This window comes from Homoserinimonas sp. (genome assembly GCF_056262345.1).
In genome coordinates this window covers 24,878-39,814 of record NZ_JBACFR010000209.1, presented here as the reverse complement: position 1 = coordinate 39,814, position 14,937 = coordinate 24,878, and the positions used below count along the sequence as shown (strand labels likewise).

The 14,937-nt window shown below is 62.8% G+C and carries 12 protein-coding genes; 7 read left to right on the top strand and 5 right to left on the bottom strand.

Annotated features, from left to right (window positions below; all coding sequences use genetic code 11):
* Positions 1 to 13: 13 nt before the first annotated feature.
* A complete protein-coding gene (locus AC062T_RS10085; protein WP_476029670.1) occupies positions 14 to 1,222 on the bottom strand; it encodes a cytochrome P450 in 1,209 nt (402 codons plus the stop codon).
* Positions 1,223 to 1,496: 274 nt separating this feature from the next.
* Here AC062T_RS10085 and AC062T_RS10080 point away from each other — a divergent pair, with 274 nt between their 5' ends.
* Genes AC062T_RS10080 through AC062T_RS10050 form a run of 7 tightly spaced genes read left to right on the top strand, consistent with a single transcriptional unit; the run spans position 1,497 to position 9,393 of the window.
* Complete coding sequence (locus tag AC062T_RS10080) at positions 1,497 to 3,083, top strand: ABC transporter substrate-binding protein (protein WP_476029668.1); 1,587 nt, start codon at positions 1,497 to 1,499, stop codon at positions 3,081 to 3,083.
* A gap of 1 nt (position 3,084) precedes the next feature.
* Entirely contained in the window at positions 3,085 to 4,068 is a 984-nt protein-coding gene (locus AC062T_RS10075) for an ABC transporter permease (protein WP_476029666.1), read from the top strand.
* A complete protein-coding gene (locus AC062T_RS10070; RefSeq protein ID WP_476029664.1) occupies positions 4,065 to 4,988 on the top strand; it encodes an ABC transporter permease in 924 nt (307 codons plus the stop codon). Before AC062T_RS10075 ends, AC062T_RS10070 begins: the two co-directional genes overlap by 4 nt.
* Positions 4,985 to 5,962 (top strand): ABC transporter ATP-binding protein, encoded by a 978-nt coding sequence (locus AC062T_RS10065; protein WP_476029662.1) that lies wholly within the window; start codon positions 4,985 to 4,987, stop codon positions 5,960 to 5,962. The genes AC062T_RS10070 and AC062T_RS10065 overlap by 4 nt, the downstream gene beginning before the upstream one ends.
* A 1-nt stretch (position 5,963) precedes the next feature.
* A complete protein-coding gene (locus tag AC062T_RS10060; RefSeq protein ID WP_476029660.1) occupies positions 5,964 to 6,917 on the top strand; it encodes an ABC transporter ATP-binding protein in 954 nt (317 codons plus the stop codon).
* Positions 6,914 to 8,287, top strand: coding sequence for an MmgE/PrpD family protein (locus tag AC062T_RS10055; RefSeq protein WP_476029658.1), 1,374 nt, complete (start codon positions 6,914 to 6,916; stop codon positions 8,285 to 8,287). Before AC062T_RS10060 ends, AC062T_RS10055 begins: the two co-directional genes overlap by 4 nt.
* The gene (locus tag AC062T_RS10050; RefSeq protein WP_476029656.1) at positions 8,284 to 9,393 is read left to right on the top strand and encodes a CapA family protein; all 1,110 of its coding nucleotides are present in this window, start codon (positions 8,284 to 8,286) and stop codon (positions 9,391 to 9,393) included. Before AC062T_RS10055 ends, AC062T_RS10050 begins: the two co-directional genes overlap by 4 nt.
* Here the strand turns inward: AC062T_RS10050 and AC062T_RS10045 are convergent.
* From AC062T_RS10045 to AC062T_RS10030, 4 genes are all read right to left on the bottom strand, one after another.
* Entirely contained in the window at positions 9,390 to 10,601 is a 1,212-nt protein-coding gene (locus tag AC062T_RS10045) for a cytochrome P450 (RefSeq protein WP_476029654.1), read from the bottom strand. The genes AC062T_RS10050 and AC062T_RS10045 overlap by 4 nt on opposite strands.
* A 101-nt stretch (positions 10,602 to 10,702) precedes the next feature.
* Positions 10,703 to 11,731 (bottom strand): ABC transporter substrate-binding protein, encoded by a 1,029-nt coding sequence (locus AC062T_RS10040; protein WP_476029652.1) that lies wholly within the window; start codon positions 11,729 to 11,731, stop codon positions 10,703 to 10,705.
* Positions 11,732 to 11,799: 68 nt separating this feature from the next.
* Positions 11,800 to 13,521, bottom strand: a complete 1,722-nt coding sequence (locus tag AC062T_RS10035; protein ID WP_476029650.1) for an ABC transporter permease — start codon at positions 13,519 to 13,521, stop codon at positions 11,800 to 11,802.
* 2 nt (positions 13,522 to 13,523) lie between these two features.
* The gene (locus tag AC062T_RS10030) at positions 13,524 to 14,729 is read right to left on the bottom strand and encodes an ABC transporter ATP-binding protein (protein ID WP_476029648.1); all 1,206 of its coding nucleotides are present in this window, start codon (positions 14,727 to 14,729) and stop codon (positions 13,524 to 13,526) included.
* Between the last annotated feature and the right edge of the window lie 208 nt (positions 14,730 to 14,937).

Genomic DNA, 14,937 nt, shown 5'->3' with positions numbered 1-14,937 from the left:
GACGCCCAGACCGCTAGGCGGCGGTCACTCGCAGGGGCACGGACTGCGCCCCGACCTCTGGCATGCGCGTGGTCTCGATTTCGCCGGCAAGTTCGATCGACGACGTGCGAGAGAGCAACTCTTCAAGAGCGATCCGCAGGCTTAGCCGGGCTAGCGCCATCCCGACGCAGCGGTGGCGTCCCCGCCCGAATCCGAGGTGCTGCATGATGTTGGATCTGTCCAGAATGAACTGGTCAGGGTCGGGGAAGACCGTCTCGTCGCGATTCGCGGAGGCATAGACGAGCGTGACAGGTTCGCCGGGCTCGATTGTGCGCCCGTGCAAGGTGACCGGTTCAGAGACCGTGCGGGCAAACCCTCGATACGGCGTGTAGAGGCGCACAAACTCCTCGATCGCTGCGGGGATGAGGTCGGGGTTCTCCCGGAGTTGTTGCTGAAGCTCGGGGTCCCGCGCCAGGTGAATGCAGATGCCTCCCAAAAGGATGGGAGGGGCAACCATCCCCACAACGAGCGACTGCCTGAGCGCGCCGACGACCAGCTCCTCGCTGAGGGGTTCTCCCTCGAACTCTTCAGCGAGAAGTGAACTGGCGGGGTCGAGCTCTACCGGCCGAGGGTTCTGCTTTCGGTCGGCGACGAGGGCGCGAGCCATGTCGTACATCTCGTTGCTCCTGGCCGTCACCTCTTCGGCATCCTGGCGACGCCATGCGTCCACCCATTCGCTGGCGGTGTCGGCCAGTCGATAGACGTCGTCGTGGTCGAGGTTCAACCACTCCGCGGCAGTGAACGCAGGGTAAATCGTGCCAAATGTCTTGCAGATGTCGCTGGTTCCCGCCTCGATGAACGGTGTGATCTCGCGGGCAGCATGCGCGCGAAGTTGAGGTTCGATGCGGACGAGGCGTGAATGGTGCAGCGTGCGATCGAGTGCGCGTCGAAAGGGGGAATGGGCAGGTGCGTCAAGGTTGAGAGGAGGGCGCCTGATGCCCCTCGGGTCGCTGGGCACCACCGCTCTGACCGAAGAGATGAACAGATCGGAGTTCTTGGCCGCCGCTTCGACGTCGGCAAACCGGGTAAGTGCCCAAAACCCGCCGTATTCGTTGGAGTGCGCAACCGGGCATTGTGCCCTCAGATCGCGATACACCTCGTGAGGGCTATCGAACGTCTCTGGCGCCCGCGCATCGAAGTCATCGGGAATCTCTGTCACGGCTGAGTCTGGAGTGGTGTTCATGAATGCGCGCCTCTTTTGCCTACGTCATTGCGGTCTCTATCACCATACCCATACCGGTCCCTAACGGTCACCTTATTGTCATGTGTTTTACGTGGCTGCACGGCTAGATCAATGATTTACGAGTGTACTGGGGGAGTGACGGCCCCGGAATCTCTCATTCCGCGCAGGCTGGCGGTATTAATGCGCGACATTTCTATTGACGTGCGGTAACGCTGCATGGATACTGTTGCGAATAGCCTGCCTCGCTCGCGCAGCTCGGTGAGGCAGCCCATCAATGGAGATTGGACGACCTGTGCACCCCAGGAACAAGTTCGCCGCCGCGGCCATTGCGGCCGCCATGGTCGCAGGGCTCAGCGCCTGTGCCCCAGCGACACCGCAGTCAGATACGAACGCTTCGAGCGACGCCGTGGCGGGCGGAGACGCCACGATCATCCTCGGCGTTGAAGCCGTCAGGGGCCTTGATCCCGCTTTTCTCTTCAACCTCACCCCGTCGGGTGACGCAAACCGGATGTCGGCCATCTTCGACGTGCTGTTTTGGTCAGACGCGAAAACGGGAGAAGTGCATCCGCAAATTGGAGAGTCACTCACCCCGAACGACGACGGCAGCGAATGGACCCTGAAGCTCACGGAGGGTGTGACCTTCACCGATGGAACGCCCCTCGACTCGGAGGCCGTGATCTTCAATTACGAGCGCATCCAGGACCCGGCCACGGCTTCGCCGTTGGCTGGCCTAATCGACGGGGCCAGCTTTAAGGCGGTCGACGAAACGACGCTGACGATTTCGCTCGCTGAATCTAACCTTCAGTTCGACAAGGTGCTCGCCACGAGCCTGACTCACATAGCGTCGCCTCAGTCGATCTCGACCGACGCCGACTTTGCTAACAACCCCGTCGGAGCCGGCCCCTTCATTCTTGAAGAATGGGTGCGCGACGACCACATGACGCTCGTGCGCAACGACGACTATTTCAAAGAGGGTGAGCCATACCTCGACTCGATCACGTTCAAGCCGATCAAAGACCCGACCCAGCGCATCAATTCGGTCTCGACCGGTCAAGCTCACGCCGCCATCCCGGGCTCTGAGCTCTCGTTCAAGCAGTCGGCGATCGACACTGGCCTTGAGGCATCGTCGGCTCCCACCGGCGGTGGCCCCATGCTCATCTTCAACGTCCAGCGCGCACCGTTCGATGACATCCGGGCTCGCCAGGCAGTACAGCGTGCCCTCGACATCACCGACCTCACCGCGGTCGTAGACCCCGGCTCCACAGCGCCCGACAGCTTTTATGGGCCGGACTCACCGTTCCACCCCGGCTCAAGCATCTTTGAGACACAGGATGCACAATCCGCGCAGAAGCTCTTCGATGAACTCGCCGACGAAGGCAAGGCCGTATCGTTCGCGATCACGATGCCGGGCAGCGGGTTCTTCACCAGGACGGCCGAATACCTGCAGAGCCGACTCGCGCAGTTTGACAATGTGAGCGTCACAATCGAAACGCTCGACAACGCCACGATTGACGAGCGCGTCTTTCGAAACCGTGACTTTCAGCTCTCGGCACAGATCGTGCCGGTAACCGACCCCGAGCCGAACCTCGCCAAGCTGCTCAAGACGGACGGGCAGACCAATTACATGGGGTATTCGAACTCGAAGGTCGATGCGGCACTCGATGCCGGGCGCGACTCGACTGACGAGTCTGATCGCAAGAGCGCCTATGCCCAGGTCGAGAAGATCATCACGGAGGAGGTGCCTGTGCTCATCGTTCGCAACCAGGAGGCATACACGGTGCACACCAAGGCGCTAAAGGGCCTGACCCTCCACGGCGACGGCTCGCTCCTGTTCGACCGACTGTGGTTGGCGGCCAACTAGCGTGACAGCTCTTCAGGGGGAGCGGATGCAGCGCCTTCGCATCCGCTCCCGTTCGTTCCTCGCTCGCTCGGCGCACCTCATAGCGGTGCTGCTGCTGGTGACTCTCGCTGGCACAGCGCTGTCGGATCTGATGCCGGGAAGCCCCGCCTCGATCATCCTCGGACCTACGGCCACCGACGAGGCCATCGCGCTACTCAACGCGCAGTATGGATTCGATCAGCCGCTGATGGTGCGATATCTGCAGTGGCTGGGTAACGCCATAACGGGTGACCTCGGCGTTTCGATCCAGTCCAACCAACCCGTCAGCGAAGTCCTGCTGCAGCGGTTGCCGGTAACCCTCGAGCTCACGATTTTGGCCCTGCTTCTTTCGCTGGCCATCGCGATTCCCGCGGCAGCGTATGCCGCGTCGCGAGAGAACGCTGCGTTCGATCGCGTCATGTCGGGGATCGCATCGGGGTTCATGTCGGTGCCGGTATTCGTGGTCGGCGTGATGCTGGTTTATGTTCTCGCTGTGGCGACGGGTTGGTTTCCCGTCGCGGGCTGGGCTCCACTATCTGCCGGACTCAGCGCCAATCTCCACTACGCCTTTGTGCCCGTTCTCGCGTTAGCGCTGGGGGAGTTCCCCGCCTTCTATCGTTTGCTTCGAAGCGACGTGATCTCTACCCTTCGCGAAGACTTTGTTCAGACGGCTACCGTACGCGGTCTTCCGCGAAGCTACATTCTGCGGCGACACGTGCTGCGACCCTCGTCCTTCTCACTCATCACCGTCGCCGCCGTCGCCTTTGGGCGCCTGCTCGCCGGATCTGTTGTGGTCGAAAGCATGTTTGCTCTGCCCGGCCTGGGCAGTCTCGCTCTGCAGTCGATCCCCGCAAAGGACATCCCGATGATCCAGGGAATCGTTGTGCTCGTCGCTGTCACCTACGTGCTGATCAACGCGGCAGTCGATGCCACCTATGCCCTTCTCGACCCCAGGATGCGACGATGACGACCGAGACCATAACGGGCCACGCGACCAGTGGGCCACCCTCACAGCGGCCGGTATCGGCACGCACCCCAGCAGCCCGTCTGGCCTCTCGGTGGCGCGGAGGTTCACTCGGACGTCGCATCGGGCTTGGCCTAGCTATCGGGTGGATCTCTCTTCTCGGAGTGCTCGCTGTGGTCGCCGACATGCTACCGATGCCAGCGATTGACGAGCCCGTCGGAGGTCCCAGCATTCCGCCTTTCTCGGGCGATGGCCCGCTGCTCGGCACCGATGCCATCGGGCGGGATATGGCCGCTCGGCTCATTCACGGCATCCGAATCTCCATCGCAGTCGGCGTTGGTGCGACCGCTATCGCGATCGTGGTCGGAGTCCTTCTCGGGCTCGTGGCTGCGTACTCGCGTGGCGTGATCGAATCGACGATCAATGTGGTCACCGACACGGTGCTCGCATTCCCCCCGCTGCTTTTGCTGCTCGCGCTGGCGACCGTCGTAACCCCCGGGGTGACAACCCTCGTCATTGCCCTCGGACTGCTCTTCGTTCCGCCGTTTGTGCGGTTGACCAGAGCCGCAGCGCTGACCCAACTCGGCAAGGACTACATCACGGCCTCTCGTTCGCTGGGCGCAGGGCACCTGCGAATCGTCTTTCGGGAGCTGTTGCCGAACAGCATTCAGCCGATCATCTCGTACTCGGTCGTTGTCGTCGCGATCATCATTGTGATCGAAGGCTCCCTGAGCTTCTTGGGGGTTGGCGTGCCAGCGCCGGCACCGAGCTGGGGATCAATGATCGCCTCGGGCAAGGACAACCTCAGTCGAGCTCCGCACTTGGTGGTAGCGCCCTCGCTCATGATCTTCTTCACCGTTTTTGCATTCAACTCTGTCGGCGATCACCTACGTCGCCGGATGTCGGCGGGAGGCGATTCATGAGCGTGCCACTCCTTCAGGTAACCCAGGCACGGTGCGAGATCCCCACACCACGCGGCGATGTCGTCGCACTGGGTGGGGTGGATCTCACCCTTAGAGCCGGTGAGATCCTCGGCCTTGTCGGCGAGTCCGGCTCGGGAAAGTCGACCCTGGCCAAGTTGATCATCGGTGCAAAGGCGCCCGGGGCCAGAACATCGGGCAGCGTCGTGCTCGATGGTGTCGATCTAGAAGCGCTTCGCGCGGAGGAAGCCAGACGAGTGCGGGGTCGCCGCATCGGCATCGTTTTTCAAGACCCCATGATGGCTCTCAACCCCGTGGTGCCGATCGGGCGCCAGATTACGGAAGCTGCGATTTACAATCGCGGTATCAGCCGCCAACAGGCGGTTGCCGAGGCCATCGAGCTACTCGGGCAGGTGGGCATTTCGGATGCCGCGCAGCGGCTGCGGCAGTATCCCCATCAGTTCTCTGGTGGGCTACGGCAGCGCATCACGATCGCGATGGCGCTCGCCTGCGACCCCGACATCCTCATCGCAGACGAGGCGACCACGGCGCTCGACGTCACAGTGCAACGGCAGATTCTCGATCTTCTCAGCACGCTTGCGCGCGACCGGTCGCTCGCCATGATCATGGTGAGTCACGACCTCTCCGTGATCGCCGGTCGCACCCACACGACGGCGGTCATGTATGGCGGCCTGATCGTGGAGTCCGGCCCGACCGTGCAGGTTTTTGAAGACCCGCAACACCCGTACACGGCAGCTCTGCTCGATGCGATTCCACGCATCGACGCTCCACCCCACAGCAGGCTCATAGCGATCGCTGGCAACCCGCCCGACCTCTCGCGCCTGGGCGCAGGGTGCCCATTCGCGCCTCGCTGCGCCAACGCGGTAAGCGCGTGCGCCACCTCTGCTCCGCCGGTTGCGCACGACGCAGCGGCGCGCACCCTCCGTTGCTACAACCCAGTGCGAAAGGCGGGCTGAGATGGCTCTGCTTGAAGTGACCGATCTGGTCAAGCGATTCAAAGTTGCCGGAGGCACGATCGAAGCCTCATCGGGCGTGAGCTTCACGCTGGAACGTGGGGAGACGCTGGCGCTCGTTGGCGAGTCTGGGTGCGGCAAGTCCACAACCGGCCGCGCAATTCTCCAGGTACCCGGCCCCGACTCCGGCTCAATTCGCCTGCGGGGAGAGGAGCTGGTCGGACGAGCGCCGCGCGAGACTCGGCAGCAGCGGCGCGCTATGCAGATGATCTTTCAGGATGCGAGGTCGTCGCTGAATCCTCGACGCCGAGTTCGCGATCTAGTAGCCGAGGGCTTGCTCATCGCGGGAGTAAACAGGCATGACGCTGCCATACGGGTTGATGAGATGCTCCGCAGTGTTGGCCTCGATCCCGACCGCGTCGGCGATCGGAGGGCCTCGGAGTTCTCTGGCGGTCAGTGCCAGCGCATCGCGATTGCCCGAGCGATGGTGCTCCGACCCGAGATTCTCGTGTGCGACGAGCCGGTGGCCTCTCTTGATGTCTCCGTGCAGGCGCAGGTAATCAATTTGCTGCAAGAAATGAAAGAGCAGCACGGCCTCTCGATGTTGTTCATTTCGCACGACCTTTCTGTCGTGCGCAACATCAGCGACAGGGTCGCGGTGATGTACCTCGGCCGAATAGTCGAGATGGGCACGGTCGACGAGGTGTATTCCCGGCCTAGGCACCCCTATACCCGTGCGCTTCTCGACTCCGTTCCCGTGGCGGACCCTCACAATCCCTCGCGGGGCCAGGCTCTTGTCGGCGACCTGCCCTCACCCATGAATCCGCCGAGCGGATGTCGCTTCCGCACGAGGTGTCCGCTGGCTCAGGAGGTGTGTGCCACAACGGTTCCCCCGCTCGTTGCGGCAGCTAATGGCCATCTCTCGGCATGCCATTTCGCGCTCACCGACGCAGCATGACCCGCGAGACTGTTCGTTTAGCGGACTGGGCATCGACCCTCACCTTTAACGATCTCGGTGACGACGTGGTCGACACCGTTGTGCGACACACCCTCGACGCGGTCGGGTCGATGATCGTCGGCGGAACGCAGCCGTGGACGCAGCGGATGCGGGCATATGTCGATGCGGAATCGCCAGACGGCCTCTGCACGGTGCCGTTTTTGACGAGAAAGATCAGGCCGGAATGGGCGGCCCTTGCCGGGGCGACCGCCGCGCACGGGTTCGAAATTGATGATTACGCGCTGCCCGGCCTATCGCACCCCGGAAGCGTGGTCGTGCCAACGGCACTTGCGCTGGCGGAACACTACGGCCGCGACGGCGCCGATGTCATCGCCGGCCTCGCAGCAGGGTTCGAGACCACCGTGCGGTTTGGGGAGGCCTGCACTCCCTCTCTCACGAGCGACAGGGGATTCCATGTGACCAGCGCGCTGGGGGTGTTCGGCTCGGTCGCCGTCGCAGCGAGGCTCGTCGGGCTCGACAGCGAGCAGGCACTTGCCGCTTTCGGCATCGCCGCCTCCCATGCGAGCGGCACAACCGAGTTCACCAGGACGGGTGGCGACATCAAACGCGTCCATGCGGGAATGGCCGCGGCCGCGGGCATCCGCTCGGCCTCTCTCGCAGCTGCAGGGCTCACCGGCCCGACCGCGGCAATAGAGGGGGAGCGCGGTTTTCTTAGGGCGTTTGTCGCTTCACCGCGCGCGGATGCTCTCACGGACCTGCTCGGCGAACGGTGGGCGCTCGGAGGGCTCGCGCTTAAACGCTGGTGTGTGTGCGCGGGGCTCCAGGCGCCGCTCGACGCGCTCGACCAAGTGCTCACCGAGCACGCCATCGCAGCATCAGACATCGTGGACATCACAGTGGGGTTCGATCGCGCGACGCTCGCTCACGTCGGGCACATCGGCGGTGCACCCCGAGACATGACCGAAGCGCAGATGAGCGTGCACCATGCGGTCGCTCTGCGTGTGGTCGCCGGGGGCAACGACCCCGAGCACTACCTGAGGTTCCAGAACGGACTCGACGTGAGAGCAATCGCAGAGCGGGTTCGGCTCGTTGTCGATGGTGAGTCAGATCGAGAGTTTCCTGCCCGACTCATCGCTGAGGTTGCGGTCACAACGAGGGACGATCGCTTCGTTGCCCGCGCGGAGGCGCCCGGGAGCCCAGCGCGGCCCTTGGACCACGCAGCCACCGTCTCTAAGTTTCAAACGCTCTGCGAGCCCATCATCGGCGAGGTAGCAGCGCGCCGTGTCGTTGCGGCCGTCGACGATCTCCCCAATGGTGGCCGTGCCGCCGCCATTCTTGATCCCATCCGAAAGGCATCATCAGCACCATGATCCGCTTCACCGCAGTCGGGGATATTGGCCCCGAACGCCCCAATGTCGACACGCTATTCGAGAAGGTGGCCGATCACATCCGAGAGGCCGACATCGCATTCATGCAGCTTGAGATGACCCTCACCGAGCGCGGGCAGCGGGTGCCGCAGACCAAGCACACGTCTCGCACGCATCCTGATGCAGCCAAAGCCTTTCGGCGGGCTGGCTTCACGATGGCGTCGTGGGCGAGCAACCACGCGCTCGACTGGGGTACGGAGGGTTTTCTCGACACGATAGATGCGCTGGAAGCGGCCGATATCGTGCCCCTTGGGGTGGGTCGTACCCTCGCCCAGGCTCGAAGAATCCGCGTCGCAGAGGTAGACGGCGTGCGGGTTGCCGTTCTCGCATACTGCAGCATCCTGCCTGCGGACTATTGGGCGACACACAACAGGCCAGGGGTGGCCCCGCTTCGGGCTTTTACTGTGCATGAGCCTGCTGAGCCAGACCAGCCGGGCACACCGCAGCGAATGTTTACCTTTGCGCATCCGGATGATCAGCGCGGCCTGGTCGAGGACATCGCACGCGCCAGAGAAATCGCCGATGCCGTAATAGTCTCTGCGCACTGGGGCATCCACTTCACCCACGCCGAGCTCGCGGATTATCAGCGCGCCCTGGGGCACGCCGCAATAGACGCTGGGGCAGACCTGGTCATTGGTCACCACGCCCACATCCTCAAGGGCGTCGAGGTGTACAAAGGCCGCGCCATTTTTCATAGCCTGGGCAATTTTGCTATCGAGCTCCCCATGGACGAGGAACACGCAAACCGGCCGTCATTCCGCCACCTGCTCAGCCTGCACCCGGGGTGGGAGCCCGACATCGGTGGCATGTTTAACTTTCCGCCGGACTCCCGCAAATCGATGATCGTGAGCTGTGACATCGATCGTGCCGGGGTCTCCCGCGTCCGATTTCGGCCGGTCATCATCGACAGAATGGCCGTGCCCGAGATGGTGGATTCAGACGATCCGAGATTTGCCGAGGTTGTCGACTACGTGCAGCGCATCACTGCTGACGCGGGTCTGGTGACCGTTTTCGAGGTCGAGGGCAACGACGTCATTGTGGCGCGTTAGGCGCGAACGAAGTCCAAAGGAACCGATCGGGTGCCCCACTCGGCCCAGATCGCCATTTCTGGTTCGCCCGCGGAGGTAAAGCTGGCGCTCCGTTTGAGGGCTTCCTCGAGCGTGACGACCATCATCATGCGGGCGAGGGGCGCACCGGGGCAACTGTGCGTGCCTCGGCCGAATGAGATGTGTTTGGAGATGTTGGGTCGGTTGAGCACGAAGCTCTCCCCATCGGGGAAAACCGTTTCGTCGCGGTTTGCCGAGGTATAGACGAGCGCGATCGGGTCGTCCTTTCGGATGAGCTGCCCCTGCAGCACGACGTCTTCACGTGCCGTTCTGGCCATCCCGCGGTAGGGAGAATACAACCTCAGAAACTCCTCGACTGCGGCGGGGATAAGCGAGGGGTCTGCTCTTAACCGGTCCTGAAGCTCTGGGTCGCGGCTCAGGTGCACAAACATGTTGCCGATGAACACACTGGGAGCCACCATGCCGGTGACTATGAGCTGTCGCACGCATCCGAGAATCATGGCAGGGGGCAGCGGCTCGCCGTCGGGGCGGGCGGCAAGCAGGGCCGCTGTTAGATCGATGTCGGGGTCGTAGTCGCCGGCGATGCGGTCGTCGATGATCGTCTGGGCAATCTCATAGAGCTTGGCGCTGAGCCCTTTGACCACGTCGTGATTGAGCACCTGGATGGCGTCGACATAGGTGCCCGTAACCGATTTGATGAGCTCGGATGTTTCAACATCGAGGTTAAAGAAATCGGCAAAGACATAGGCGGGAAACCGGTGAGCGTACTGCGAGCACACGTCGGCCCAGCCTGCGTCGATCAAGGGGTCGAGCAGGGATGCCGCCGATTCGCGCACACGCGGCTCAAGTGCCCGCATGCGGGGCGGGGTGAACGCCTTGTTGATCACCCGGCGGTACTCCGTGTGCTCTGGCGGGTCGAGGTGGAGCGGAGGCCTGACCCCAGTGAAGGCGAACTTAGGAATCGCATTCTGCTTCGAGGTTGTGAAGCGCTCGATGTCGGTGATCACATCAACGACGGCGTCGTATCCGATCGCAGCCCAGAACCCGTCGTACTCCTGGCTGCGCATGACGGGGCAGCGCGACCGCAGCTCGCGAAACTCTTCGTGGGCGCTCGTAAAGGTTTCGCCCGGTCGAACGGGGTCAAAGTCGTGGTCGTCGCGGCGCGAGCCGGAGAGTGCGGTGTCGATCATGGGAGCTCCTTGCTGGTGGGGGCAGTGCGGGTGGTGGTGTCGGCCGATCAAGGGTCGTGCGGTGCCCTGCGGACAGCGCACCGCACGACCCTTGTTGCTGGCTATCCGACGCCGAGCAGCGAGTTGATCTTGGCTACGGTCGCATCGTCGACGGGGCCAGGGCTCACCCAGCCATCGACCATGTTGAGGCCGAATGGCGAACCAGCCCCCGACTCCTCCGCGACCACGTTGCTGCCTTCTTCTGTGAGCAAGAAGTGAGCAAACAGGCGGGCGGCGTTAGGGCTCGGGCTCTTCGCCGAGATTCCGACGGCGATCTCCGGGCCAGTGGTCGGGCCGAGAAGCGCAGCCTCGACGGGCGCTCCCGAGGCCTTGAGCGTGTTGACAATGGCAAGCACGCCAGGGTGAGCGAGGTCGCCCTCGCCGGCCGCTACCCCCTGAGTGGTGTTGACAGCGCTGTTCATCCAGGTCGGCTCATTCGCGCCAACCTTGGCAAGGAAGTCCTCGCCGAACTCCTCGATCATGAGTGACCAGAAGGTGAGATTGGCTGGTGACGATGAGGGCTCGGCGAAGAGTAGCTTGCCCTTGTATTCGGGTTTGGCGTATTCCTCCCAGCTTGTTGGCGCCTTTGCGACATTGTCGGTGTTGTAGACGAGCTGGGTTGGAACGAGGCTCACGATGGCGGCCCCACCATCGTTGCGCACATAGTCCGCTGGGTAGTCCTCGAACCCGGGGATTTCTGAGTCGGCGAGAGAGGCAAGCCACCCCTTGTCGAGGGCGTCGGCGAAGAAGGGCGAGTGCGTGAGCATGATGGCGTCCGCCACGGTTGCTCCGGCCTCGGCCTCGGTGGAGTACTTCTGTGAGAGATCGGCGGAAACTAGCCGGAGGGTGTTCACCTGGATGCCATATTTTTCAGTGAAGGCCGCACCAACCGCGCGGAGTGCTGCCTCGTCGATGATGCCGTAGAGCGTGAGGCTGCCCTCGTCTTTAGCCGCGTCGATGAGTTCCTGTAGGGCCGGGTCTGAGACAGCAACATCGTCGCTGGGAGTCTCCGTATCTCCGGCCGTGCTGCATCCTGCGAGCAGCAATGATGCTGCGATTCCTGCGGCAATGGCCGCTGTGCGAATCTTCATTGATTGCCTCCTTATGGGTTGAGTGAGTGGTGCGGGTTGATGGTGCTGACGATGGAAGCGGAGGGTTCTCAGCCGACCTTCGTGGTGATGCCAAACCGCGATTTACGGCGGGCATAGGCCATGACGATGGCGAGCACAGTTGCCGTGATCACCACGAGCACGGTCGAGAGCGAGGCGAGCAAGGCATACGAGCCGCCGTTAAAAACCTCGAGGATGCGAAAGCCCACAACGGGGTTGCCCGTGCCGGCGAGGATCGCCGACGCCGTGAGATCGCCGACCATGCGGATGAACAAGAGCGCCCACCCGGCGATAAGGCCGGGAACCATGAGCGGCAAATAAATGCGCACGAAGGTGCGGAAGGGTGAAGCGCCCGAGATGGCAGATGCTTCTGGCAGCTCCCTGCCTACGCCGCTGACCGCAGCATCCGCAGCGATAGAGGCCTGCGGCAAGTACAGCGCGAGGTATCCAATGAGCAGAATGATGAGGGTGCCCGAGAGGGAGAACGGCGGGGAGGCAAGTAACAGCAGAATTCCGACCGCGATAACCATGTTCGAGACGGCCGCCGGCATCTTGATGCCGAGGTCGAGTCCCCGGGCGAATGGTGTGCGGTTGCGAGCAACATAGAGCGAGACGAGCGCAGCGGCGACGATTCCGATGAGCCCGCCTATGATGCCTAGCCCGAGGCTGTTGAGAAGCGCTTGCCGTGTGAGGTAGTCGTCGATTACCGCGATGCGGAGGGCGTCGAGGCTGAGGCTGTCCCACCCGATCTTGGGGGTCCAGTAGCCGTTGAGTGACACGATTACGAGGGCTGCCATCGGCAGGATGGTCGACCCGAACATGTAGATGAGCATGAGTGTGCGCAGCGGCCACTTCCACGCGCCGAGCTGCGTAACGTTCGACCTCGCGCCTTTGCCGTTCATGGTGGCGTAGCGCCCCTTGCGCAGGATTCGAACCTGAAGCGCATAAGCCAAGCCGACGAAGATGACGACGAAGGCGCTCAGCCCGACCGCGACATCCGTCTCTGGCGGGTACGTAAAGGTGAGGAGCTTGACGATGCGAACCGAAAGCACGTCGATTCCCGCTGGAGTGCCGATGATCGAGGGAATCGAGAACATGCCGAAGCCGAACCATACGCAGAGGAGCATGCCTGCACCGATGCCGGGGGCAATCGCCGGCAGGGTCACCCGCGTGAGGGTGCGAAACGGGCGTGCGCCACTCAGCCTGGATGCCTCTTCGAGGCTGCTGTCGAAGGTGCGAAGGCTCGCAGAGACATTCATATAGACGAAGGGGACCGCGTAGAAGGCGAACACCATGATGAGTCCGTACCAGCTGTTGATGTCGAACGGACCGGTTTCGATCTGGATGCCGAACATGGCCATGAAGTCGCGGAACCACGCGTTGAGCAGACCGGCACGAGGCGAGAGCAGCATGGTCCAGCCGACGGCACCGGCGACGGGGGGCAGCAGGAATGGCAGGAGAGGGAGCGCATCACCGACGATGCCCATCCTCGCCGTGGTTCGCTCGTTGAGCCAGGCGAGTGCGACACCGATGATGACGGCGACAATCGTGCTGCCGCCGACGACTATAACCGTGTTGAGGATGAGGGCGCCGAGGTCGGGCACGGCCAGAGTGCGAGCGATCGGCCCAAGCGTGAAGTGCCCGTCGACCCAGAACATGCCGATCAGCACTCGCGTGAGGGGCACAACCACGATGGCGATGAGCGCCAGGGCGATGGCGACGGTTATGGCGTCGAATGCCCCGACTTTGCGCAGTCTTCTCGTGCGCGACATGCCTAATATCCCGTCGTGATCGAGGCGGTTACGGCTTCTCCGCCGTCGGTGATCGGCAACACGCGAACGTCGGTGGCAGCCACGCCGAGCCAGGTGGCGGCGTGCGGGTCAAACTCTTCTGAGCGTGGGCTCCACACCCGAGCGGTCATCGCGTTGCTCCTCACGAGATATTCGGTGTGCGAGCCGACAAACATGGACGCGTCGACGGAGACCAGCCAACGGTTCGCCACACTGGGTTCCTCGGCTCCGAGCATTCCCCGCTCCGGGCGCCACAGTGCAACAGCGGAATCGCCAACGTCAAGGCGTGCGGAGGTGTCGGTCGAGACGATGCGCCCGTGCTCAGTGTCGAGCACGATGTGCGCCGCGGTGACCTCGATTACACGGCCCTCGCTCTCGTTGATGGCGCCGATGAAGCGGGCGACATAGCGGGTGGCCGGTGCCGAGTAGATCTCTCGAGGGGTCGCGAACTGTGCGATGCGACCGGCATCAACCACAGCGATGCGCGTGGCGAGCTCCATGGCCTCCGTTTGGTCGTGGGTCACGAAGAGAGCCGAAAAGCCGAGTCGTTTCTGCATCGACACCAGTTCGAGTCGCAGTTGCTCTCGCACCTTGGCGTCGACGTTCGAGAGTGGCTCGTCAAACAGAATGAGCTCATCGTTGGAGACGAGGGCACGAGCGAGCGCGACGCGCTGCTGCTGCCCGCCGCTCATTTGGCTCGGATACTGTTCCTCGAGCTCGGGGATGCCCACCTGGGTGAGCGCCTCCCGAACGCGCGCGGCAACCTCTGCCTTGGTGAGCCTGACACCTTTTCGACTGGTGAGCGGGTAGGCGACGTTCTTGAATACGGTCATGTGCGGCCACAGTGCATAGGACTGAAAAATCATGCTGATGCCGCGACGCTCCGGCGGTGCCGAAATGCCGAGTTCCGATGAGAACTGGGTGCGTCCCCCGATGTCGATCGTGCCGTCGTCGGGGGTCTCTAGACCGGCGATTGTGCGCAGCAGCGTGGTTTTGCCGCATCCGCTCGGCCCGAGAAGCACAATGAACTCGCCAGGGTCCACGTCGAACGACACATCGTTGATGGCCAACACTTCTGTTCCGTCTTCTCGGCGGAAGCGCTTGCGCAGCTTGTCGACTCGCACGGCTGGCGGTGTCTCCGCCGAGGGGGAGGGCGCTGGCGTGTTGCTGCGCGTCAGTGTGCTGGGCATGAGGATCTCCATCGATTCGCGGTGCCATGGCCGGGCGCTGTGCGCAGGGGCCTCTTACTACTGTTCACAAACAGTAGCTCTCGGTAATCATTGTGTCTATCAATTATTGCTGTAGCTGCTGTACTTGCACTCAAAACGGACCTAATCGACCCCTTGAGGCGAGCCGACAATTGGGAAATGGGCTACGTCGTGTGAACGAACGGTGCAC